A 21,042-nucleotide genomic window follows, 5' to 3' on the forward strand; every position below is an offset into this window, starting at 1 on the left:
CTCCGGCCCTGCCGGCGCCCGCGGCGGCGCCCCGCCCCGCGACGGCCAAGATCGAGGCGCCGCGCCCGTCCGCGCCCGCCCGCCCGGCGCAGGCCGGCGACAAGCGCGGCTGGCTCTCCGACCTGCTGACCCGCGCCTCGCTGGACGACGACGAGGAGCCGGCGGCCGACGTGCCGGCCGCGGCCCCGGCGCCCGCGCCGGCGGCCCGCCGCCCGGCTGTGGCGGCCGCCGAGACCGGGCGGATCGCCCTCGACACGATCTCGACCGACATCGCCAAGATGATCGAGCACCGGACCGCGGTCGACCTCTGGGAACGGTACCGCCGGGGCGAGCCGAACCTGTTCGACCCGCGGATCTACACGCCGCAGGGCCGGGCCACCTTCTCGGAGATCCAGCGCCGCTACAGGACCGACGCGGAGTTCCGCCGCAGCGTCGACCGCTACGTCAGCGAGTTCGAGCGCCTGCTCGGCGACGTGGTCAAGAACGACAGCGACGCCAAGCGCACCGACGCCTACCTGACCTCGGAGACCGGCAAGGTCTACACGATGCTGGCCCATGCCAGCGGGCGCTTCGACGGGGCGTAGGACCGATCCCGCCGGGGCCGCCCGCGGCGCCGGCGGGGTCCATGCCGGGGACGAAAAGACCCGCCGCGCCCTCCCCCGCATCGGAGGTCACGCGCGCGGGACCGGGCGGCGCGGGCGCCGTCCCGCCGTCACAGCAGGCCGAGGCCGACCAGCTCGCGCCGCAGGGCCTCGGGCATCTCGGCGAGGTCCCCCGAGGCCTCGGCCCCGAGATCGGCCGGCGCGTCGCGCGCGGTCAGGTAGCGCCAGCCCTGGAACGGCCGGTAGGGCCGGGGCGCCACCGGGACGAGCCGGGGATCGAAGACCAGCCGGCAGCGCGGGATCCCGTCCGCGTCCGTGAGCGGCTCGATCGCGGTGATCGCCTGCCGGCAGGACAGCGTCCCGCGGATCACCCAGTAGATCGAGCCCTGACCGGTGATCTCGCGGTGGCGCTTGGGCAGGGTGCGGGTGACGTGGAACGGGGCCGCTTGCCGGCCGTCCCGGAGCGCCTCGGCGCGGAACCGGGCCTGCCGGGCCTCGAGGTCGGCGATGGTGGCGGGGCCGACGCAGAGCTTGATCAGGTGCAGGGCCACGGATGCGCGTGCTCGGGGTTGCCGGGGGCGCCCCTGATAGCAGGGTCCGCGCCGGCGCGCGCCTGCCGGAGCGCACCGGACGTCGGGGCCGGGCCGGACCCGTCAGGCGAACAGCGCGAGCCGCTGCTCCGGCGTCAGCGCGTCGATCTCGGCGAAGCTCAGGGCCGGCTCCTCCGGCGGCATCGCCGGCTCGGGAGCGGCCGCGACGGTCTCGCCCCAGGTGAGGTCGGCCACGTCCCGCGCGATGTCCTGCGCGACATCCTCCTCGACGTCCGTCTCGAGCGCCTCCTCGATCGCGGTGGCGGCCTCCGGCGCGTCCGCGGCGGACGGATCGGCGACGGGAAGGGAGGCGACCTCCGGAGCCGGCTCCGGCTCCGGGGCAGCCTCGAGATCGACCGCCCAGTCGGCTACCAGATCGGCCTCCAAGCCGGCCTGCAAGCCGGCCCGCAAGCCGGCCTGCAAGTCGGCCGCGGGTGCGGCCTCCGGCCCGTCCCCCGCCGCGGCGGCTAGGTCCGGTTCCGGGGCGAATGCCAGCGCGGCCGCTCCCGTCGGCTCGGACACGGCGTCCGGCTCGGCCTCCGCCACCGGCTCCGGCGCGGCCGGCACTTCGGCCGCGACCTCTGTCTCCGGCTCGGCCTCCGGTGCCCGGGCCTCCGCCTGGACCGGCAGGAACACCAGGTCCTCGTGCAGCGCCGGGCTGCCGGGGCGGGCCACGAGGGCCGCCACCGTGACGGCCGGCACGTCCATGGCGATGTAGCGGTCGATGTCGCTCTGGTTCAGATCGGCCGGCTCGCCGACCGGCCGCGCGCCCCGGTGGGGCGGCACCCGCACCGCGTCCTCGCCCCAGATGGCGATCATCGCGGAGACCCGGTCCTCCAGGTAGCGCAGGGTGTAGACGATCCGGGCGGTGCGCTGCGCGGTGAGATCCTGGAAGGAGCAGGCCGTGTAGATCGCGGTCGCGTGGCGGTCGAGGGCGTCGCAGGCCCGCGCGTCGGCCCCGCGCTCGCGCAGGGTCCAGGCTGCCTCCTGGATCGACTCGGCGGCGCCGAGGATGTCGGAGGTGGCCTGCTCGGTCTCGCGCACGATGGCGTCGAGGGCGAGCGACGCCTGCGTCAGCCGGGTCTCGTCGCTGTTCGGGGCGTTGAGCGCGGCGATCTCGCCCTTGGTCCGGCTGATCGCGTCGGCCATGTCGAGGAGGTTGCCGCGCAGGTGTCCGAAGGCCTCCTGTCCGCGGTCGGCGGTGACGCTCCGCTCCAGTCGCGCGATCGCCCCGAGCAATACCTCGGTCTCCGCGCCCCGGTTGCGCCGGGCGTACTCGGCGAGGAACCAGCGGCCGCGCTCGCTGGCGCTGATCGTCGCCTCGATCGCCTCGTACTCGGCCGAAGCGTGCGCGCTCGGGTTGACGGAACCGAACATGGGCCTCTCTGGACGCTCGATGCGGGCGCGGCGGCGGCCCGCCCCGGTGCGCACCGATCGCCGCGAATTTGACAGAGGCCCTTTAACGGGCGCTTACGGACGCCCTCCCCGCCCCGCCTTCCCGATCCCGCTCGTCGAGACCCGCCTTGCTCCGCCCGTCCGGCCCGGCGCGCCTGTCGCTGCTCTACGCCGTGGTGTTCACCGAGATCGGCATCGCGATGCCCTTCATGCCCCTGTGGCTCGACGCCCTCGGGCTCGATGCCCGGGTGATCGGCGTCCTCCTCGCCCTGCCGATCGCCACGCGGATCGCCGCCACGGCGCCGCTGATGAGCCTCCTCGACCGCGGCCTCGGCCCCCGGCGGCTGATCCTGCTCGGCAGCCTCGCCCTGAGCCTGACCTACGCGCTGATGCCCGCCGCGGCCGGGATCGGGTGGCCGCTGCTCGCCGGGCTGATCGTGCTCAACGCGGTCGCCGGCGCGCCGCTCGTGCCCTGCATCGACTACCTGACGCTCGCGGCCGTGCGCCGGGACGCGCGCCTGACCTACGCGCGGATCCGGATGGCGGGCTCCGTCGCGTTCCTGCTGGCGAACCTCGCGGGCGGGCTGCTGCTGACGGCGCTCGGCGGCCGGCTCGCCGTGCCGCTGCTCCTGACCGGCCTCGCCCTCGGCGCGGGGCTGGTGGCGTGGCGCAGCCGCGCGGTGGCGGCCCTGCCGCCGTCGGCGGAGGGCGCCGGCCGGAAGCGGCTGCCGCGGCGGCTCTGGCTGTGCATCGGCGCGGCCGCCGCGATCCAGGCGAGCCACGGGGCGATCTACGGGTTCGGCAGCATCTACTGGACCGGCCAGGGCATCCCGCCGACCTGGGTCGGCGCGCTCTGGGCGACCGGGGTCCTGGCCGAGATCGCCCTGTTCGCGGGCCTGCCCGCCCTGCCGGCCGCCTGGCGCAGCCCGGTGCGGCTCCTCGGTGCCGGGGCCGTCGCGGCGATCCTGCGGGCGATCGGCATGTACCTCCTCGGCGACCATCTCGCCGCGCTGGTGCCGCTCCAGTGCCTCCACGGCCTGACCTTCGGGGCGACCCAGCTCGGCGCCATGGCGGCGGTCTCGGCCTACGCCCCCGACGGCGCGCGCGGCCGGGCGCAGGGCACCCTCAGCGCGGTCAATGCCGGGATCTCGGTGGTCGCGACCCTGGCGAGCGGCGTCGCCTACCGGGCCGGCGGCCCCCTCGCCTTCCTGCTGATGGCGCCGCTCGCCGCCGCGGGCCTGGGCCTCGCCCTGGCCTCCCGCCGCGCGCTGGGGGTGAGGTTGGAGACGGATCGTCAACCGTAATGTCGTCATAACCGCCGGGCAGGGTGGTGCCTCGATCGAGGAGTAAGGGTGTTGCTGAGCGAGGGCACTGTTCCCGGCGCCTTGGCCGGCGCCGCGCTGCGGGACCGGTCGGCCGACGGCCGCCTGGCGCTCGACGGCCGCTGGACCGCCGACCAGGCCCCGACCGTCGAGGCCGCGGCCGCGCGCATCGCGGCGGCCGGCCGCGCCGGGCCGGTGGCGGTCGACCTGTCGGGGATCGAGCGCCTCGACACCCTCGGCGCCTGGGTCCTGGAGCGGACCCGCGCCGAGATCGAGCAGGCGGGCAGCGCCCTCACCTATCTCGGCGCCCGCCCGGAGCACCGCACCCTGCTGGGCGAGGTCCGGCTGCGCGAGCCGGACGCGCCGCCGCCGCGGCAGCACGGCCCGGTCGTCGGCCTGCTCGACGCCACCGGGCGCCGGACCGTGCAGGGCGGCCACGAGTTCGTCACCGCCCTCGCCTTCCTGGGCGAGCTGATCGCCGCCTGCGGGCGCGTCGCCCTGCGGCCCGGCACGTTCCGCGGCAACGCCCTGATCAACCAGATCCAGCAGGTGGCGCTCAACGGCACGCCGATCATCGTGCTGATCTCGTTCCTCGTGGGCGGCATCGTCGCCCAGCAGGGCATCTTCCAGCTCCAGCGCTTCGGCGCCCAGACCTTCGTGGTCAACCTGATCGGCCTCCTGATCCTGCGCGAGATGGGCGTGCTGCTCACCTCGATCATGGTCGCGGGCCGCTCGGGCTCGGCGATCACCGCCGAGATCGGCTCCATGCGCATGCGCGAGGAGGTGGACGCGCTCCGGGTCATGGGTCTCGACCCCGTCGAGATCCTGATCGTGCCCCGGGTGCTCGCGCTGATGATCGGCCTGCCGATGCTGACGCTGATCGGCGACCTCGCGGCCCTCGCCGGCGGCGGCCTCACCGCGATGCTCTACGGCGGCCTGACCCTCGACCAGTTCCTGGTCCGGCTCCAGGCGGCGGTGGGCGTGCACCACGTCATGGTCGGCCTGATCAAGGCGCCGTTCATGGCGCTGACCATCGGGGTGATCGCCACGATCGAGGGCTTCGCGGTCGAGGGCTCCGCGGAATCGCTCGGCCGTCACGTCACCGCGTCGGTGGTGAAGTCCATCTTCATGGTCATCGTCCTCGACGGCCTGTTCGCGGTGTTCTTCGCCGCGATCGACTTCTGAGGCCGCCGCGATGGATGCCCCGATGACCGCCTCGCCGAATGGCCCCGCGCCGATCATCCGCGTGCGCGACCTCGTGGTCGGCTTCCGCGACCGCAACATCCTGAAAGGCCTGAGCCTGGACATCCGCGCCGGCGAGATCCTGGGCTTCGTCGGGCCCTCGGGCCAGGGCAAGTCGGTGCTGACCCGGACGATCCTGGGTCTCAACCCCAAGCGGGCCGGCACGATCGAGGTGTTCGGCCGCGACGTCGACGCGTTGACCTACGCCGAGCGGCGCCGGATGGAGCAGCGCTGGGGCGTGCTGTTCCAGCAGGGCGCCCTGTTCTCGGCGCTGACCGTCAAGCAGAACATCCAGGTGCCGATGCGCGAGCACCTGAACCTGTCCGAGCGCCTGCTCGACGAGTTCGCCCGGCTCAAGATCGAGATGGTCGGCCTGAAGCCCGACGCCGCCGACAAGCTGCCCTCTGAACTGTCGGGCGGCATGATCAAGCGCGCGGCTCTGGCCCGCTCCCTGGCGCTCGATCCCGAGATCCTGTTCCTGGACGAGCCGACCTCGGGCCTCGACCCGATCGGCGCGGGCGAGTTCGACGACCTCGTCTCGACCCTCAAGGAGACGCTGGGGCTGACCGTGTTCATGGTCACCCACGACCTCGACAGCCTCTACACCGCCTGCGACCGCATCGCGGCGCTTGGCGACGGCCAGATCATCGCCGCCGGCACGATCGACGAGATGCTGGCGAGCGACCATCCCTGGCTGCGCTCGTACTTCCACGGCAAGCGCGCCCGGACCATCGCCACGGGCGGCATCGCGGCCCATGCCTGATCCGGTGCCCGATCGTCGCCGACCCACCCAGATCCCGCCCTGCTCCCCTCCGGGAGCCGGGGCTCCAGGCCCGGCCGGATCTCCGCCGGCCAGAACCGCAGGTTGAGCGCATGGAAACCCGCGCGAACTACGCCCTGATCGGGGCCTTCACGATCGCCGTCATCCTGGCGGGCTTCGGCACCGTGCTGTGGCTCTCCGGCGGCTCGTCGCGGCAGGTCAGCCAGCTCGTCCGCATCGTCTTCTCCGGCTCGGTCGGGGGGCTGTCGCGCGGCTCGAGCGTGAACTTCAATGGCATCAAGGTCGGCGAGGTCACCGATATCCGCCTCGCCCCGCAGGATCCCCGCCGGGTGCTCGCCACGATCAAGGTCGATCCCGCGACCCCGCTCCGGGCCGACACCCGCGCCCGCCTCGACTCGGCGATGCTCACCGGCGTCTCGGTGATCTCCCTGTCGGGCGGCAACGCCGACGCGCCGGTGCTGGCCCCGATGGCCAACGGCGAGCCGCCGACGATCTTCGCCGATTCCTCCGACATGCAGGACATGATGGCGCTGGCGCGCCAGGTGGCGCAGCGGGCCGACGACATGCTGGCCCGCCTCGACCGGCTCGTCTCCGCCAACGAGGGGGCGATCAACCGGTCGCTCGCCAATGTCGAGACCTTCTCGAAGACGCTGGCCGATGCCGGCCCGAACATCTCCGCGCTGGTGAAGGCCGTGGACGGGGCCAAGCTCGGCCGGGTGATCGACAACGCCGACCGCTTCTCCGCGGCCCTGTCCAAGGCCAGCCCCGACATCGAGGCGGGCCTGCACGACGCCCGGCTGCTGGCCGGCAAGCTCAGCGCCTCGGCCGACAAGATCGACGCGGTGCTCAACGGCGCCGAGAGCTTCCTGGGCTCGGCCTCCGGCCAGGAGGGCTCCAGCACCTTCGCGGAGATCCGCGCGGCGGCGATCTCGGTGCGCGACGCCGGCAAGGCGTTCCGGACCATGTCGGAGAACCTCGACAAGCGCACCGCCAGCATCTCGGCCAATTTCGGCCGGCTGAGCGGCACCGGCCGCCGGGAGGTGGAGGCCCTGTCGGGCGACGGGCAGCGGACGCTGAGCACCCTCAACCGCACGGTGCGCAGCCTTGAGCGCGACCCGAGCCAAGTGATCTTCGGCGGCAAGCCCTCGTTGCCTGAATACAACGGTGGCCGGTGAAATGCCGCGTCGCCGGGCGCATGTGTCCCGGCGCACGGCACAGATGCCGCAGCGGATTAGTTTTAACCGCATAGCTTATACAGCTCCGCCGTTCGCCGGCGGGGTCCTTCAGGTCATGCGTATGGTCCGCTCGTCCCACATCGCCGCCGCCGCGCTGCTCGCCGCCCTCCTGGGCGGCTGCGGCGGCGCGGCGCCCCTCACCTTCGACCTCGCGGCGCTGCCGGCCGCGGGGCGGCCGATCGCGGCCGGCCGCTCGATCGTGGTGTCGGAGCCGGTGAGCATCCAGCCCTTCGAGGCCGACCGGATCATCGTCCGCGAGACTGGCGGCGCCCTGTCGTTCCTGGGCGGCGGCCAGTGGGCCGACCGGCTGCCGCGCCTGATCCAGACGCGGCTCATCCAGAGCCTGGAGAATTCCGGGCGGCTCCGCTCGGTGAGCCGGCCCGGCGACAAGGTCGTGGCCGACTACCAGCTGATCAGCGAGATCCGGGCCTTCGACGTGCAGTCCGGGACCGGCGAGGCGGTGGTCGACCTGTCGCTGAAGCTCGTGGCCGACGGCACCGGCAAGGTCGCGGCGGCGCGGATCTTCACGGCCCGCGTGCCGGTCTCCAAGATCGATGCCGGCAACGGCGCCCGCGCCCTCGATCAGGCGCTGACCATCGTCCTGGCCGACGTGGTGCGCTGGGTGAACAGCGGGCGCTGACGGCCCCCGCGGCCGGTCCGCGCCGACGCCCCCGCCGGGGCACGCCCGACAGATCCTCGCCCCGGATGCCGATCGCGCGGGCCCCGCGCGCCGGCCCGGAGGCCGCGACCCGGTGCGTCCGGCGCGACCGCTCGGCGCGTCCAGCCGCTCGATCCGCGGCGGCGTGCGGGACGGCGCGCGGTTGCAGATCGCGGCCGGCGCGTTCATAGCGCTGCCGCGATGCAGACTCTGTTTTCAACTGACGGTGTATTGGAGAAGGACAAGTTTCGCCTTTGGCGAGACGTCTGCGAAGATCGCCTTGTTCCCATGGCGCAGAGCCCCCTCAACGACGAGCCGTTTCACGCCACGATCGAGGGGACCAGTATCGGCGGCTTGGTCTTCACGAGATTCGCGCTGCGCAACCTGCGGGCGGCCACGACGCCGCGCACGCTCCGGCACGAGAACCACAAGACCGACCACCTGTTCATGAGCATGGTGCTCTCCGGGCGCGTTCGTGCGGACCAGTACGGTCGGTCCGGCACGGATCAACGTGGCGATTTCTCGATCCGGGATACGAATACGCCCTGGACCATCGAGCACAACGGCTACAGCGAGGTGCTGGCGATCGGGATCCCGCGGGAGCGACTCGAGGGACCCCTGGGCTCAGCCCGCCTGTTCGCCGGCGTGACCGTCGGCGGCGCTCTCGGGACGGCGACCCTGACCCGGTCGTTCCTCGGGAACCTGCTCAGGCTGGGCGACCAGCTGACACCCCAGATGGCCGAGCGGATGGTCGCCACGGGGCTCGACCTCATCGTCGCCAGCCTCGCGGAGCGGCTCGCGCAGGAGGTGCAGCAGCCCGTGCGGGACAGCGTCGTGATGCAGCGCGCCCGGGCCTTCATCGAGGCCAATCTCCACGATCCGACCCTGGACCCGCCCCGGATCGCGGCCGCGGCCGGCGTGTCCCTGCGGCGGCTGCAGGCGCTGTTCCACGCGCGGGAGCGGCACATCGCCGACTGGATCTGGCACCGCCGGCTGGAGGTCGCGGCCAGGCGTCTGGCCGATCCGGGCTGCTCCCACATGCCGCTGGGGACCCTGGCGTATGGCTGCGGCTTCCTCAGCCAGTCCCACTTCTCCCACCGCTTCAAGGAGCGCTACGGCCTGAGCCCCCGCGACTACCGCGCGCGCGCCCTCGCGCGGGGCGCCGAGGGCGGACCGGCGGGCTGACCGGGCCGCCTCACTCCATCACGGCGGCCTTCATGATCACCACCATGGTGGCCCGGGCCGGGCCGTCCGTGCAGCGCACGAGGTGGGGCCGGTCGCAGCGGTAGCGCAGGGTCTCGCCGGCCCGCGCCCGCTGCACGACGCCGCCGATCTCGACCTCGAACGCGCCCTCGGTGACCGAGAGGGACTCGACCGAGCCGCGCTGGTGCGGGTCCGAGTCGAGGACGCCGCCCGGGTCGGCCGTGACCTCGTACCATTGCAGCCACTCGATCGTCTTGAGCCAGCCGATGATCGCCAGCCGCACCTTCCCGTCCTCGGAGACGAGGATCGGCGTGTCGGACCGGGAGGTCTTCTCGATGAACGGCTCCTCGTCGCCGGCCGCCAGCACCCGCTCGATCGACACGTCGAGGGCCTGGGACAGGCGCCAGATCGTCGCCAGGGTCGGGTTGGTCTCGTTGCGCTCGATCTGGCTGATGATCGACTTGGCCACGCCGGACTGCTCGGCGAGTTCCGAGAGCGACAGGTTGTAGGCCTTGCGCAGCCGCTGGATGGTCTTGCCGAGCTGGCCGGAGAGCGCCTGCGCCCCGGTCAGCAGGTCGCGCCCGCGCGCCCGGTCGGGCCGTTCCGCCTGATCCTGCATCGTCCCCGATCCGCCTGCACCGTTCCGTTATCCGAACGATCGTGCGCTTCTTCAAACGCAATCGTCGCCCGGTTGCAAGGCGGCCGGCGGCGTGCGCGGCGGCGTGCGCACCGGAAAGGCGGCGGATGCGATCGGCCCGGGACCGGCCCGGGACCGGCCCGGGACCGGCCCGGAACCGGCCTAAGACCAGACGGCGTGGAAGTGGTGGACCGGCCCGTGGCCCGCCCCGACCGCGAGGCCGTCCGCGGCCGCCAGGGCGGCCGTGAGGTAGGCCTTGGCCTCCGCCACCGCCTCCGGCAGCGCCAGGCCCTGGGCGAGGCCCGCCGCCACCGCGGCCGAGAGCGTGCAGCCCGTACCGTGGGTGTTGCGCGTCGCGATCCGCGGCGCGGACAGGGTCCGCAGGGTGCCGTCCGCCGTGACGAGGTGGTCGATGCTCTCGCGCCCGGTGCCGTGGCCGCCCTTGATCAGCACCGCCCGGGCGCCCAAGGCCACGAGCCGGCGCGCCTGGGCCACGATCGCCGCCGCGTCCGCCGCGACGGGCTCGCCGAGGAGCACCGCCGCCTCCGGCAGGTTGGGGGTGATCAGGTCGGCCCGGGGCAGCAGCCGCTCGCGCAGCGTCGCCACGGCCGCGTCGGTGATCAGCCGGTCGCCGCTGGTGGCGACCATCACCGGGTCGAGGACCACCGGGATCGACCCGGCGTGCCGGGCCAGTCCGTCGGCGACCGCGGCGATCACCGCGGTCTGCGACAGCATGCCGATCTTCACGGCCCTCACGGCGAGGTCGGGGAACACGCTGTCGATCTGCCGGGCGACGAACTCCGCCGGCACGTCGTGGATGCCCTGGACGCCCCGCGTGTTCTGCGCGGTCAGCGCCGTGATCACGCTGGCGCCGTAGACGCCCAGCGCCGAGAAGGTCTTGAGGTCGGCCTGGATGCCGGCCCCGCCGCCGGAATCCGAGCCCGCGATCGTGACGGCGATGGGCGCGGGGCCGCTCATCGGGCGCCGGCCCGCTCCGCCAGGGCGCCGTCGATCCGCGCGCGCAGGTCGCGGGCCCGCTGGCGCACCGACTCCGCGCCGAACAGCGCGGTGATGACCGCGACCCCGTCCGCCCCCGCGGCGACCACCGCGGCGGCGTTGTCGAGCCCGATCCCCGCGATGGCGCCGAGCGGCAGGCCGGCCCCGCGGGCGAGGCGGGCGCGGAAGGCGATGCTGGCGAAGCCGTCGAGACCCACCGGCGGGTCGGGATTGTCCTTGCTGGTGGTGGCGAACACGCCCCCGATGCAGGCGTAGTCGACGGGCAGCCGGTACAGCTCGTCGGCCTGGCTGGGCTTCTTCAGGGTGAGGCCGATGATCGCGCCCTCCCCCAGGAGCCGGCGCGCGTCGGCCGGGTGGAGGTCGCCCTGGCCGAGATGCACCCCGTCTGCTCCGGCCGCGAGGGCGAGGTCGACGCGGTCGTTGACGAGGACCGGGACGCGGCCGCCCACCGCTGCCAGGATCGCCCGGATCCGCGCCAGGGCGGCGCGGGCATCGGCGATGTTCTTCTCGCGGTACTGGAGCAGGGTGCAGCCCCCCGCCACCGCCTCGGCGCCGAGCTCCGCCAGCCGCGCCCCGTCGGCGCCGCAGACGCCGACATCGAGGAGCCCGTAGAGCCGCAGGTCGACGGGCTGGCTGCCGGTCGGGATCGAGGGGGAAGCTGCGGGGGAAGTCGCGCTCGCTGGCATCGCTGTCGTCGCTCGGTCCGCCTCGGCCGGTCCCGTGCCGGCGCTCCCGGACCCCTGTTTGGGCAGGCCTCGCGGCGTTGGCAAGCGGCCGGTGGAGAGCGGTGCGTCGACGGGTCCCCCGCTCCGTCATACGGCGGCGTTGACGCGCGGCGATCCTGTCCCCCTATAGGTGGGATCCGCTACGGCGCATCCCGGGGGACGGACGGTCGAGGAACGATGACGGGTGCCGCGGCGCAGACGGACGCGCGCGGGGGGCAGGCCCCGCCGGAGCGCTCCTCCGTAGGCCTCGTCGCGGTGATCGTCGCCGCGACCAAGGGGGAGCCGCGCGCCCTGACGATCCGGGTTCCCGACCAGGCGCCCGGCCGCGGCGACGGCCTGCCGGCCGGCCCCCTCGTCCCCGAGCACGCCACGCTGGAGCGGGGCCTGCGCGCCTGGGTGGAGCGGCAGACGCACCAGCGCCTCGGCTACGTGGAGCAGCTCTACACCTTCGGCGACCGCGACCGCTCCGGCACGGCGACCCTGTCGGGGGTGCACTCGCTCTCGGTGGCCTATCTGGCGCTCGTCCGCGAGGAGCGGCCGGCGGGGCTCGCCGAGGCCGCGTGGCAGAACTGGTACCGCTACCTGCCCTACGAGGATTTCCGGCAGGGGCGCCCGCGCCAGCTCGACGCCATCGAGGCGCGGCTCGCCGAATGGGCGTCCGAGCCCGAGGATTGCGCCACCCGGACCCGCCGCCTGGACCGCCTCGGCCTGACCTTCGGCATGAACGGCGGCACGTGGAACGAGGAGCGCGTCCTCGAGCGCTACGAGCTGCTGTTCGAGGCCGGGCTGATCCCGGAGGCGCGGGGCAACTCCGGCCCGGCCCTGCCGAACGACCCGACCGGCGTGCCGATGGCGTTCGACCACCGGCGGGTGCTCGCCACCGCGATCGGCCGGCTCCGGGGCAAGATCAAGTACCGCCCGGTGGTGTTCGAGCTGATGCCGCCGGAATTCACCCTGCTGCAGCTGCAGAAGACCGTGGAGGCCCTGTCGGGAACGCAGCTGCACAAGCAGAACTTCCGGCGGCTCGTGGCCCAGCAGGGGCTGGTGGAGGAGACCGAGAGCGTGACCAGCGGCGCCGCCGGCCGGCCGGCGCGGCTGGTGCGCTTCCGCCGGGAGGTGCTGCTGGAGCGCCCGGCCCCGGGCCTGCGGCTGCCGTCGCGGCGGGCGGGGTGACGGCGGCGGTCAGTCCCGCCGCGCGAGGGTGCCGAGCCCGCTCGCGTCGAGCGCGTCCACCGTCAGGGCGGCGGCCCGGCCGTCGCTGCCGATGGCGAAGCGGACGGCGGAGGGGCGGTCGGGCGCCTCCGCGTCCGGGAAGCTGAGGAAGAGGTCGCGGTCGAAGTGCCGGAGCGGGTAGCGGCGCGCGCCCCCGGGGCCGACCGTCAGCGTCAGGGCGCCGTCCGCCTCGGCCACCACGGCCTCGCCGACATAGGCGTTGGCGTAGCGCCCGGCGTAGGCCGAGAGCGCCAGGGGCGCGGCGGGCGACGCCGGCGGCGTGCCGTAGGCCGCCTTGTCGGCGGCGATGCCGGGCGCGAACAGGGTCTCGTAGGCCGCGCCCCAGGCCGTCACCCAGTCCCGGCCGGCGCGGCCGTCGAAGACGAGGTCGGCGAAGCTGTCGGCCAGCCCCTCCGGCACGCCGGACGGGAAGGCGTTGGTCAGGACGAGGATCCCGAGACCGGCCTCCGGATGGATGGAGACCAGCGTCTGCGCCCCGACGCTGAAGGCGCCCGCGTGGCCCCAGACGGGGCCGTGGCGACCGTACTCGACGTTCCAGCCGAGGCCGTAGAAGGACGCCGCGCCGGTCACGGGGTTGCGGCCGCGGGCCGTGAGCGGGACGTGCGTCTGCGCCAGCGCCGCGGCCGCGACGGGCTGCGCCCCCTCGTAGCGGCCGCTGCCGATCACGAGCCGCAGCCATCGGGAGAGGTCGCGGACATCGCTGCTGACGCCGCCCGCCGGCGCCTGCGCGTCGGGGTTCCGCTCGACCTTGGCGGTCCAGACGCCCCCGGCCCGGACGTGGAGCGCCGCGCGGTCGGCCCGGCTCAGGAACTCCGCGTGGGTCGTGCCGGTGGCGGTCATCCCGAGGGGCCGGAACAGCCGGTCCCGGGCGACCGCCTCCCAGGGCTGGCCGGTCGGCCTCGCGGCGGCGAGCGCGCCCTCGGTGAAGCCGAAATTGCTGTACGCGTAGCCGGCGCGGAAGCTGGAGGCGGGCGGCGCGAGGCGGAGCCGGTGCAGGATCGCGTCGCGTCCGAAGCCGATCGCCTCCAGATCGTCGCCGGCGGTCCCCGGCAGGCCGCTGCGATGGTTCAGGAAGTCGCGCACCGTGACCTGCGCGGTCGGGTAGGGCTCACGCAGCTGGAAGGCGGGATCGAGATCCGCGACGCGCGAATCCCAGTCGACCACCCCGTCGCCGACCAGGGCCGCCACGATCGTCGCGGTGACAGGCTTGGACAGAGAGGCGATCTGGAAGACCGTGTCGGGGCCGACCGGCTCGGGCTTCCCGGCCTGCCTGAGGCCGTATCCCTTCAGGAGGAGCGTCGCGTCGCCGAGGACGACCGCGACCGCGAGGCCCGGCACCGCGCCCGCGTCGACGGCCCGCTGCGCCAGCGCCTCCAGCGCCGGCAGCTGCGCCTCGACCTGCGCCCGCGTCAGGGTCCCGGCGGATCCGGCTCCGGGCCCGGCCGCGATCAGGCCGAGGGCGAGGCACGCGCCGACGAGGCGCCGGCGCGATCGGGCCCGCTGCATGAGTCGTCGATCCCGCCTGAGAGCGTTCGGACGACGAGGATGGCATCGTCGGGCCGGCGAGATCAATCACGCCGGCCCTGATCGCGCGTCGAATGCGGGTGCGGTCCGATGGAAGGTGGACGAAGGCTGCCCGAGAACTGCCCGAGAACTGCCCGAGAACCGGACCGGAGGCGCCGGCCGGGCTATCGGAACGGGTTGGCGTCGGGTGCCGGCTTCTTGCCGTGGAACATCCGGTACAGCGTCCATTCCTCGACGATCTTCCGGCCCGGAAGGGCGCACAGCCCGATCGTGCCGCCGTCGGGGAGCTTCGCGAGGATCGATCGACCGTCCATGGTCGCGCAGAAGGCCGAGGCCGGGTTCGCGAGCGCGAGGGCCGGTCGCGGTCCGGCCAGGGCGGCTCCGACACAGGCGGCGCAGGCCGCGAACGCGCTGACAAGCCTCACGGCGCCTACTCCCGATGGCACGACCGGCGGACCGATAGACCGCTCCGGCTGAACGGGGCCGGCGCGGTCCGTTCAGGACTTCGCGGGCGCGCCGGCCGGGCCCTGCCCCCGCCCTGCCCCCGCCCTGCCCTACCCGTAGGTGTGGTCGTCGGCCGGGAACCGTCCGGCCCGGACCTCCTCGGCGTAGGCCTTCACGGCGTCCTCGATGTGGGTCCGCAGGCTCCCGAACTGGCGCACGAATTTCGGCGTGCGCTCGGACAGGCCGAGCATGTCCTCCAGCACCAGGATCTGGCCGTCGCAGACTGCCGAGGCGCCGATGCCGATCGTGGCGGCGGTCACCCGGGGCGAGGACGCGATCGCCCGCGCCACCGGCTCGACGATGCCCTCGAGCACGATCGCGAAGGCGCCGGCCTCCGAGACGGCGCGGGCATCCTCCAGCAGGCGGCGCTCGTCGTCCGGCCCCCGGCCCTGCACCTTGAAGCCGCCCATCGTGTTCACCGCCTGCGGGGTCAGGCCGATATGGCCCATCACCGGCACGCCGCGCTGGACGAGGAACGCCACCGTCTCGGCGAAGTGGGCGCCGCCCTCCATCTTGATCGCGCCGGCGCCGGTCTCCTTGAGGACCCGGGAGGCGCTGAGGAAGGCCTGCTCCCGGCTCGCCTCGTAGGAGCCGAACGGCATGTCGACCACGACCAGCGCCTTCTGCGTGCCGCGGATCACCGCCTGGGCCTGGAGGATCATCATCTCCAGGGTCACGGGGATCGTCGATTCCATCCCGTGCATGACCATGCCGAGGGAATCGCCCACGAGGATGAAGTCGCAGTAGGGATCGACGATGCCGGCGGTGTGGGCGTGGTAGGCGGTGAGCGCGATGATCTTGCGCCCCTCGGCCTTGCGCTTGCCGATATCGATCGCCCGGAGCCGGCGGGACTGCACGACCTGCGACATGGTTCAGACCTCATTCCGGACACCGCGGACGCGGCGGGGGCGCTCTCTCCCGCCCGGGAGCGGGGGCGCGTCCCGCTTCGCGAGCCGCGTTCCGGGCCCCTGCTTACAATGCCCGGCGCCGCGGGTCAGCGCCCCGCCTGCGGTTCGGCGCCGGCCTTCCAGTCCGGATCGACCTTCAGGTTCGCGGTCTCGTGCTTCTCCTGCCAGCCCTCGACGCCCTGGGGGAACCAGCGCACGCCGGTATAGCCCTTCCGCACCAGCCGCTTGGCGGCGTTCCAGCTGCCCCAGCACTCGACGTGGCAGAACACCACGACGGGCCTGGCCGTGTCGCCCCCGGTCAGCGCCGCGACGCGGGCGTAGAACAGCGCCTCGCGCGCCGGGGCCAGGGGATCGGCGCCGGCCTCCGGCATCCAGACGGCGCCGGGGATCGAGGGATGCACCGGCAGCCACAGGCGGCCCTCCGGGAAGTTCGACGGCTTGCGGTCCGGCGCCGCCACGTCGAGCAGCACCGGCCTGTCGGGCCCGGCGATCAGAGCCGCGACGGCGTCGGCGTCGACCACCGCGGCGCCCTTGAGGGTCTGCGGCGTGTAGCCCTTCGGGGGGCCGGCGTAGAGCCCCTCCGGCTCGGGCACGTTCACCGGCGAGTCGGCCGGCGCCGCGGCGAGGCAGAGGAGCGCCGCGCAGGCCGCGGCGGCCCGGCCGGTCAGGAGGAGGCGCCGCATGGTCAGTTCGTCGGGCTCGGCGCCGTGAAGCTGTGCTGCCACTGGCCGCCCTGGTTGTCGGAGGCCGCGACCTGGATCGGCTTGCCGTCCGGCTTGAGCGCGAAGTTGATCACCGGGTTCGAGGCGATCGAGATGTCGCCCGTCATGGTGAAGACCTTCCGGTCGCCCGCCGAGACGGTGACCTTGTCGATGTAGCGCGCCGGGGTGTAGTCGCGGGTCACCTGGTTCATCTGCATGCCGGAGAAGTTCGGGTGGCGGATCATCAGCGTCGCCTCCACGGGCTTGCCGGCCGCCGTCTCGGCGAACTTCATGCGCATGTCGCCCATGCCCTTCATCGCCTCCTCGTCGCTCATGCCCATCGGGGCCGAGCAGCCGCCGGAGGCCTTCACGAACTGCTTGGCCTCGTAGAGCTTGCCGTCGGTCGTCTCCACCACGGCGTGCATGTCGGTGTAGTTGTTGACCCGCACGCGCAGCTTCAGCTCGGCCGGGTCGGCGGCCGGCCCGAACTCGAACTTGGCGGCGTAGGGCGCCGGGTTGTCGTCGATGATCAGCGAGACCGCCTTGATCTGCCCGTCATTGGGCATGGTCAGGGTGATCGGCACCAGGGCGGCGTCGAGCGCCCGGGCGGGCGCCTCGATCTTCACGAGGCTGTCGGTCGGCGCGATCTGGCGGTCGCCGAAGATCGACTTGGCGATCTCCTGCCAGCGGGCCGCCCGCTCCTGGTCGGTGTCGGAGGCGCCGGCCGCCCGCGCGGCGCCGGCGAGGGGCCCCGACAGGGCCGTCGTCGCCAGGACGAGGCCGAGGGCGAGGGTGGAGAAGGTCTGTCCGATGTAGGTCTGTCCGATCCTGTGCGTCATGGCGTGCCTCCCGATTGATTCAGATATGGGGATCTCGAACCCTATTCCCACTCGAGTTCCTGGTAGGCCACGGTGACGTTGCGGCCGTTGTAGGTGTCGAACAGCGCCCACCTGTCGCGCTGGTCCGCCGCGACGCTGGTCACGGCCTTCTCGATGGGGACGTCCTTGGCGATCGCTGCCCGGGTGCCGTCGCGCAGGGCGGTCAGGTAGCCGGAGAGGTCGGCGAGCGCCGGGGCGAGGTCGACCGCGACGGGGCCGTGGCCCGGGACGGCCCGGGCGGGCCCCATGGCCTTCAGCCGCTCGATCTCGGCGAGCCAGCCCTTGAGGCTGCCGTCGAGGGAGGGGATCCGGTTCACGAACAGCAGGTCGGCGGGGAACAGCAGGCCGCTGCCGGAATCGATCATCGACAGGTCCGAGGTGGTGTGCGCCGGACCGTGCGCCGTGAAGGTCAGGCGCCGGTCGCCGAGGTCGATCTCGGCCGTGTCGGCAACGGTCATCGTCGGGTAGACCACCGGCCCGGTCCGGTCCTCGCCGAGCAGGTCGATGAGCCGCTTGCGGTAGAACTCGCCCCGGGCCGCCAGCGCTTCGGTGAGCTTGGCGTGGCCGATGAAGACCGGCTTGTCCTGGACGAAGGCCCCCGCCCCGAAGACGTGGTCCGGGTGGACGTGGGTCAGCACCACGTGGGTGATCGGCTTGTCCGTGCGCTTGGCGATCTCGGCGCGCAGCCACTGGCCGTCGGCGAGGCTGCCGCCCGACTCGGTCACCACCACGCCGGTCCTGCCGACGAGGAAGCCGATATTGGCGATGGCGTCGGCGTTCTCGGAGGTGGCGTCGGCGATCAGGCCCTTGCGGACGTACAGGCCGGGCCCGACCTCCTCCATCGTGAAGCTCTCGGCGGCGCGGCCCAGCGTCGGCAGGCAGCACAGGCAGAGACCCGCGAAGAGGGCGTGCCGTCGCGTCGGCCCGGCGGCCTGCATCCGCGGTTGGACGGCGCGTGCCGCCATGCCGGTACCTCCCGATCTTGCCCGATCTTGATTGTCTACCATTAAGTAGGTAGATTGTCGGTCCGTCAAGGGCCCGCCGGGAGCCGGTCTCCGCCGCGGCCGCACGTTCGCGTGACTTCGTGCGGTGACGGGGGCGAGTTTGGAGCGACGATCGCCGCGATGAGGGATACCCGCGCCGAGTTGCTGATGCAGGCCGAGACCCTGGTGCGGGGCCGCGGCTTCGCCGGCTTCAGCTACGCCGACCTCGCGGCGGCGGTGGGCATCCGCAAGGCGAGCATCCACCACCATTTCCCCACCAAGGTCGATCTCGGCGCCGCCCTCGTGGCGGCCTACGCGGCGCGCTACGCGGCGGCCCTGGAGGCGATCCGCCGGGACGTGCCGGACGGGCCGGGCCGGGTCGAGGCCTACGGGCGGCTCTACCTCGGCGGCGTCGAGCAGGGGCTCGGCTGCCTCTGCGCGGCGCTGGCCATCGAGGGCGAGGCCCTGCCCGAGCGCCTGCGCCGGGACATCGCGGCCTTCTTCGCGGACCATCTCGCGTGGCTGGAGGGCATCCTGCGCGCGGGCCAGGCGGACGGCAGCGTCCGTGCGGGCGCCGACCCGGCGGTGCTCGCCCGCTACGTCGTCGCCACCCTGGAGGGGGCGCTCCTGATGGAGCGCCTGTTCGCGAGCCCCAACGCCTTCCGGGGGACGCTCGCCGTGCTGGTCGACGGCCTCAGGCCGCAGTGAACCGGGCGTAGCCGTCCGCCCGCAGGCGGCAGGCCGGGCAGGTGCCGCAGCCGTAGCCCCAGGCATGGCGCTGCCCGCGCTCGCCGAGGTAGCAGGTGTGGCTCTCCTCGACGATCAGGTCGACCAGCGCCCGGCCGCCGAGGCTCTCGGCGAGTTCCCAGGTCTGCGCCTTGTCGAGCCACATCAGCGGCGTGTGCAGCACGAAGCGCCGCTCCATGCCGAGATTGAGCGCCACCTGCAGGGCCTTGATGGTGTCGTCGCGGCAATCCGGGTAGCCGGAATAGTCGGTCTCGCACATGCCGCCGACCACGTGGCGGAGCCCGCGCCGGTAGGCGAGCGCCGCCGCGAAGGTCAGGAACACGAGGTTGCGGCCGGGCACGAAGGTGTTGGGCAGGCCCGACGCCTCGTAGCCGATCGCGGCCTCCCGCGTCAGCGCCGTCTCGGAGACCTGCCCGAGGGCGTCGAGGGCGAGCGTGTGGTCCTCGCCGAGGCGGGCCGCCCAAGCGGGATCGAGGGCGGTCGTGCCCGCCCGCAGGGCCGCGCGGCGGTCGAGCTCGACCCGGTGGCGCTGCCCGTAGTCGAAGCCGAGGGTCTCGACGTGGTCGAACCGGTCCAGCGCCCAGGCCAGGCAGGTGGCCGAATCCTGGCCCCCGGAGAACAGCACCAGCGCGGCGCGGTCGCCGGCGATCGCGGTCTCACTCGCCATCGTACTCGGCCCAGGACATCGGCGTCTCGGCGACCCGCACGAGCGCGAGGCCCGGCAGGTCCGGCCGGAGGCGCTGCCAGATCCAGGCGGCGATGTTCTCGGCGGTCGGGTTCTCCAGCCCCTCGATCTCATTGAGGCAGTGGTGGTCGAGCCGGGCGAGCAGCGGCCCGAAGATCGATTCGATGTCGTAGAAGTCGATCACCCAGCCGGTGTGGGGATCGACCGGGCCGGCGACCGTCAGCTCGACCCGGTAGGAATGCCCGTGCATCCGGTGGCAGCGATGGGTCTCGGGCACGTTCGGCAGCCGGTGGGCCGCCTCGAAGGTGAAGGCTTGGGTGATCTTCATGGATGTTCGCGGGTAAGGCCGATCTCGCCCCCGCCATAGCGCCGACGGGCGGTCCCGCGCAAAGGCGGGCTGCCCTGCGTTCGGCGGCGCGCCCGGGGATCAGGCCCCGGCGCCCGCCTCCGACCACTGCGCGTACCACGCCTTGAACAGGCGCAGCTGCGTCTCCGCGTAGTGGCGCTGGCCGGCGCTCAGCGCGTCGGTAGCGTTGAAGTGGAGCGCGTATTCCGGGTTCCCCTCCAGCACCATCAGGTGCTTGTAGTAGAGGACGAGGTCCGTCCCCTCGTCGAAGCTCGACAGGATCGCCAGCGCGGCGTCGAGTTCCTCGGCCCGGCGCCGGGCCCGCACGTCGCCCGCTGCGGCCTTCTCGCACAGGGCGACGAGGTGGAGCACCTCCCGCGGCAGGACGTTGCCGATGCCCGTGATGGCGCCCCGGGCGCCGCAATTGACGTAGCCGTGCACCACCTGGGTATCCACGCCGACCATCAGGGTGATGTCGGGCGACTGGCCGGTGATGTGCTCGGCCGCGTAGGTGAGCGAGGCCGCGCCGCCGAACTCCTTGAAGCCGACGAGGTGCGGGTGGCGGGCGCGCAGGCGGAAGAACAGGTCCGCCCGGGTCTCGAACCCGTAATAGGGGCTGTTGTAGATCACCGACGGCAGGTCGACGGCCGCCTCCAGGATGCCGCCGAAATGCGCCTCCTGGGCCGCGGCCGAGCTGCCGCGCGACAGGACCCGCGGGATGATCATCAGGCCGTGGGCGCCGGCCGCCTTGGCGTGCGCCGCGAGCGCCGCGGCCCGCTTCGGGTTCTGCGCGCCGGTCCCGACGATCACCGGGACGCCGGCGGCGAGCAGCCGCTCGACGCCCGCCATCCGCTCCTCGTCGGTGAGCAGCGGCCAGTCGCCCATCGAGCCGCAGTAGACGACCGCCGACATGCCGGCATCGACGAGTTCCCGCCCCTTGCGCGCGAGGGCGTCGAGGTCGGGCGACCGGTCCGGCCGGCAGGGCGTCATCAGGGCCGGGATCGTGCCGGAGAAGATGTGTCGATCGAAGGCCATCGCCGGCTCGCCTGCTGGGAGGTGGGATCGTCCCGGCCGGCCCCGCGGGCCCCGCGGGGCGGCACGCCTCTCCATGGCAGCGCCGCGCGCG

At 73.6% G+C, this 21,042-nt stretch carries 23 protein-coding genes; 9 read left to right on the forward strand and 14 right to left on the reverse strand.

The annotated features are described in order from the left end of the window. The coding region (locus ACLBXO_RS17070; protein WP_447686081.1) for a hypothetical protein at nt 1-584 on the forward strand (584 nt) is incomplete at its 5' end. Nucleotides 585-712: 128 nt separating this feature from the next. Here ACLBXO_RS17070 and ACLBXO_RS17075 read toward each other — a convergent pair. Both ACLBXO_RS17075 and ACLBXO_RS17080 read right to left on the reverse strand, forming a co-directional pair. After that, nucleotides 713-1,153 carry a DUF1489 family protein gene (locus ACLBXO_RS17075; RefSeq protein WP_447686082.1) on the reverse strand — a complete coding sequence of 147 codons (441 nt, stop codon included), beginning with the start codon at nt 1,151-1,153 and terminating at the stop codon, nt 713-715. A gap of 102 nt (nt 1,154-1,255) precedes the next feature. Then, nucleotides 1,256-2,569, reverse strand: a complete 1,314-nt coding sequence (locus ACLBXO_RS17080) for a hypothetical protein (protein WP_447686083.1) — start codon at nt 2,567-2,569, stop codon at nt 1,256-1,258. A gap of 146 nt (nt 2,570-2,715) precedes the next feature. Between ACLBXO_RS17080 and ACLBXO_RS17085 the strand changes: the two genes are divergently transcribed. The 6 genes from ACLBXO_RS17085 (at nt 2,716) to ACLBXO_RS17110 (ending at nt 9,010) form a co-directional block, all read left to right on the forward strand. Then, a complete protein-coding gene (locus ACLBXO_RS17085; protein WP_447686084.1) occupies nt 2,716-3,891 on the forward strand; it encodes an MFS transporter in 1,176 nt (391 codons plus the stop codon). A gap of 48 nt (nt 3,892-3,939) precedes the next feature. After that, the gene (locus ACLBXO_RS17090) at nt 3,940-5,094 is read left to right on the forward strand and encodes an ABC transporter permease (protein ID WP_447686085.1); all 1,155 of its coding nucleotides are present in this window, start codon (nt 3,940-3,942) and stop codon (nt 5,092-5,094) included. Nucleotides 5,095-5,104: 10 nt separating this feature from the next. Further along, nucleotides 5,105-5,914: an ABC transporter ATP-binding protein gene (locus tag ACLBXO_RS17095; protein WP_447686086.1), complete on the forward strand. Its 810-nt coding sequence runs from the start codon at nt 5,105-5,107 to the stop codon at nt 5,912-5,914. 110 nt (nt 5,915-6,024) lie between these two features. After that, on the forward strand, nt 6,025-7,107 hold the full coding sequence (locus ACLBXO_RS17100) for an MlaD family protein (protein ID WP_331314467.1): 1,083 nt from the start codon (nt 6,025-6,027) through the stop codon (nt 7,105-7,107). A gap of 121 nt (nt 7,108-7,228) precedes the next feature. Then, nucleotides 7,229-7,807 (forward strand): ABC-type transport auxiliary lipoprotein family protein, encoded by a 579-nt coding sequence (locus ACLBXO_RS17105; RefSeq protein ID WP_331314468.1) that lies wholly within the window; start codon nt 7,229-7,231, stop codon nt 7,805-7,807. Between the two features lie 219 nt (nt 7,808-8,026). Beyond that, nucleotides 8,027-9,010: a helix-turn-helix domain-containing protein gene (locus tag ACLBXO_RS17110; protein WP_447686087.1), complete on the forward strand. Its 984-nt coding sequence runs from the start codon at nt 8,027-8,029 to the stop codon at nt 9,008-9,010. Nucleotides 9,011-9,020: 10 nt separating this feature from the next. Here the strand turns inward: ACLBXO_RS17110 and ACLBXO_RS17115 are convergent, their stop codons facing one another. The 3 genes from ACLBXO_RS17115 to thiE form a co-directional block, all read right to left on the reverse strand. Beyond that, entirely contained in the window at nt 9,021-9,647 is a 627-nt protein-coding gene (locus ACLBXO_RS17115; RefSeq protein WP_331314471.1) for a helix-turn-helix domain-containing protein, read from the reverse strand. 180 nt (nt 9,648-9,827) lie between these two features. Further along, on the reverse strand, nt 9,828-10,643 hold the full coding sequence (gene thiD / locus ACLBXO_RS17120; protein ID WP_331314473.1) for a bifunctional hydroxymethylpyrimidine kinase/phosphomethylpyrimidine kinase: 816 nt from the start codon (nt 10,641-10,643) through the stop codon (nt 9,828-9,830). After that, nucleotides 10,640-11,368 carry a thiamine phosphate synthase gene (gene thiE / locus ACLBXO_RS17125; RefSeq protein WP_447686088.1) on the reverse strand — a complete coding sequence of 243 codons (729 nt, stop codon included), beginning with the start codon at nt 11,366-11,368 and terminating at the stop codon, nt 10,640-10,642. Before thiE ends, thiD begins: the two co-directional genes overlap by 4 nt. 216 nt (nt 11,369-11,584) lie before the next feature. Here thiE and ACLBXO_RS17130 point away from each other — a divergent pair, with 216 nt between their 5' ends. Further along, nucleotides 11,585-12,580 (forward strand): NUDIX hydrolase, encoded by a 996-nt coding sequence (locus tag ACLBXO_RS17130; RefSeq protein WP_447686089.1) that lies wholly within the window; start codon nt 11,585-11,587, stop codon nt 12,578-12,580. A 9-nt stretch (nt 12,581-12,589) separates the two neighbouring features. Here ACLBXO_RS17130 and ACLBXO_RS17135 read toward each other — a convergent pair whose 3' ends face one another. The 6 genes from ACLBXO_RS17135 to ACLBXO_RS17160 form a co-directional block, all read right to left on the reverse strand. After that, entirely contained in the window at nt 12,590-14,146 is a 1,557-nt protein-coding gene (locus ACLBXO_RS17135) for a serine hydrolase (protein WP_447686090.1), read from the reverse strand. Between the two features lie 182 nt (nt 14,147-14,328). Beyond that, nucleotides 14,329-14,589: a DUF333 domain-containing protein gene (locus ACLBXO_RS17140; protein ID WP_447686091.1), complete on the reverse strand. Its 261-nt coding sequence runs from the start codon at nt 14,587-14,589 to the stop codon at nt 14,329-14,331. A 129-nt stretch (nt 14,590-14,718) separates the two neighbouring features. Next, nucleotides 14,719-15,537, reverse strand: coding sequence for a 3-methyl-2-oxobutanoate hydroxymethyltransferase (gene panB, locus ACLBXO_RS17145; protein WP_447686092.1), 819 nt, complete (start codon nt 15,535-15,537; stop codon nt 14,719-14,721). A 125-nt stretch (nt 15,538-15,662) separates the two neighbouring features. After that, a complete protein-coding gene (locus ACLBXO_RS17150) occupies nt 15,663-16,259 on the reverse strand; it encodes a rhodanese-like domain-containing protein (protein ID WP_447686093.1) in 597 nt (198 codons plus the stop codon). A gap of 2 nt (nt 16,260-16,261) precedes the next feature. Continuing rightward, complete coding sequence (locus tag ACLBXO_RS17155) at nt 16,262-17,116, reverse strand: quinoprotein dehydrogenase-associated SoxYZ-like carrier (RefSeq protein WP_331314485.1); 855 nt, start codon at nt 17,114-17,116, stop codon at nt 16,262-16,264. A 41-nt stretch (nt 17,117-17,157) separates the two neighbouring features. Beyond that, nucleotides 17,158-18,120 (reverse strand): quinoprotein relay system zinc metallohydrolase 2, encoded by a 963-nt coding sequence (locus ACLBXO_RS17160; protein ID WP_447686094.1) that lies wholly within the window; start codon nt 18,118-18,120, stop codon nt 17,158-17,160. Between the two features lie 159 nt (nt 18,121-18,279). Between ACLBXO_RS17160 and ACLBXO_RS17165 the strand changes: the two genes are divergently transcribed. After that, the gene (locus ACLBXO_RS17165; RefSeq protein ID WP_447686095.1) at nt 18,280-18,846 is read left to right on the forward strand and encodes a TetR/AcrR family transcriptional regulator; all 567 of its coding nucleotides are present in this window, start codon (nt 18,280-18,282) and stop codon (nt 18,844-18,846) included. On the opposite strand, the gene queC is transcribed toward ACLBXO_RS17165, so the two are convergent. The 3 genes from queC to ACLBXO_RS17180 all read right to left on the reverse strand — a co-directional run bounded on the left by queC (nt 18,833) and on the right by ACLBXO_RS17180 (nt 20,951). Continuing rightward, entirely contained in the window at nt 18,833-19,552 is a 720-nt protein-coding gene (gene queC / locus ACLBXO_RS17170; RefSeq protein WP_447686096.1) for a 7-cyano-7-deazaguanine synthase QueC, read from the reverse strand. The two genes, ACLBXO_RS17165 and queC, sit on opposite strands and share 14 nt — an antisense overlap. Next, nucleotides 19,542-19,898 (reverse strand): 6-carboxytetrahydropterin synthase QueD, encoded by a 357-nt coding sequence (gene queD, locus ACLBXO_RS17175; RefSeq protein ID WP_020092323.1) that lies wholly within the window; start codon nt 19,896-19,898, stop codon nt 19,542-19,544. Before queD ends, queC begins: the two co-directional genes overlap by 11 nt. 99 nt (nt 19,899-19,997) lie before the next feature. Beyond that, on the reverse strand, nt 19,998-20,951 hold the full coding sequence (locus ACLBXO_RS17180) for a dihydrodipicolinate synthase family protein (protein WP_447686097.1): 954 nt from the start codon (nt 20,949-20,951) through the stop codon (nt 19,998-20,000). Nucleotides 20,952-21,042 lie beyond the last annotated feature (91 nt).

The organism is Methylobacterium sp. C33D, from assembly GCF_053345825.1.

Excerpts from the sequence above, each read along its gene's own strand:
- ACLBXO_RS17155 (WP_331314485.1), bottom strand. The coding sequence starts at position 17,116 with ATGACGCACAGGATCGGACAGACCTACATCGGACAGACCTTCTCCACC.
- panB (WP_447686092.1), bottom strand. The coding sequence starts at position 15,537 with ATGTCGCAGGTCGTGCAGTCCCGCCGGCTCCGGGCGATCGATATCGGC.
- ACLBXO_RS17115 (WP_331314471.1), bottom strand. The coding sequence starts at position 9,647 with ATGCAGGATCAGGCGGAACGGCCCGACCGGGCGCGCGGGCGCGACCTG.
- ACLBXO_RS17160 (WP_447686094.1), bottom strand. The coding sequence starts at position 18,120 with ATGGCGGCACGCGCCGTCCAACCGCGGATGCAGGCCGCCGGGCCGACG.
- ACLBXO_RS17110 (WP_447686087.1), top strand. The coding sequence starts at position 8,027 with ATGCAGACTCTGTTTTCAACTGACGGTGTATTGGAGAAGGACAAGTTT.
- ACLBXO_RS17135 (WP_447686090.1), bottom strand. The coding sequence starts at position 14,146 with ATGCAGCGGGCCCGATCGCGCCGGCGCCTCGTCGGCGCGTGCCTCGCC.
- ACLBXO_RS17150 (WP_447686093.1), bottom strand. The coding sequence starts at position 16,259 with ATGCGGCGCCTCCTCCTGACCGGCCGGGCCGCCGCGGCCTGCGCGGCG.
- ACLBXO_RS17105 (WP_331314468.1), top strand. The coding sequence starts at position 7,229 with ATGGTCCGCTCGTCCCACATCGCCGCCGCCGCGCTGCTCGCCGCCCTC.
- queC (WP_447686096.1), bottom strand. The coding sequence starts at position 19,552 with ATGGCGAGTGAGACCGCGATCGCCGGCGACCGCGCCGCGCTGGTGCTG.
- ACLBXO_RS17180 (WP_447686097.1), bottom strand. The coding sequence starts at position 20,951 with ATGGCCTTCGATCGACACATCTTCTCCGGCACGATCCCGGCCCTGATG.
- thiE (WP_447686088.1), bottom strand. The coding sequence starts at position 11,368 with ATGCCAGCGAGCGCGACTTCCCCCGCAGCTTCCCCCTCGATCCCGACC.
- queD (WP_020092323.1), bottom strand. The coding sequence starts at position 19,898 with ATGAAGATCACCCAAGCCTTCACCTTCGAGGCGGCCCACCGGCTGCCG.
- ACLBXO_RS17080 (WP_447686083.1), bottom strand. The coding sequence starts at position 2,569 with ATGTTCGGTTCCGTCAACCCGAGCGCGCACGCTTCGGCCGAGTACGAG.
- ACLBXO_RS17100 (WP_331314467.1), top strand. The coding sequence starts at position 6,025 with ATGGAAACCCGCGCGAACTACGCCCTGATCGGGGCCTTCACGATCGCC.
- ACLBXO_RS17165 (WP_447686095.1), top strand. The coding sequence starts at position 18,280 with ATGAGGGATACCCGCGCCGAGTTGCTGATGCAGGCCGAGACCCTGGTG.
- ACLBXO_RS17095 (WP_447686086.1), top strand. The coding sequence starts at position 5,105 with ATGGATGCCCCGATGACCGCCTCGCCGAATGGCCCCGCGCCGATCATC.
- thiD (WP_331314473.1), bottom strand. The coding sequence starts at position 10,643 with ATGAGCGGCCCCGCGCCCATCGCCGTCACGATCGCGGGCTCGGATTCC.
- ACLBXO_RS17130 (WP_447686089.1), top strand. The coding sequence starts at position 11,585 with ATGACGGGTGCCGCGGCGCAGACGGACGCGCGCGGGGGGCAGGCCCCG.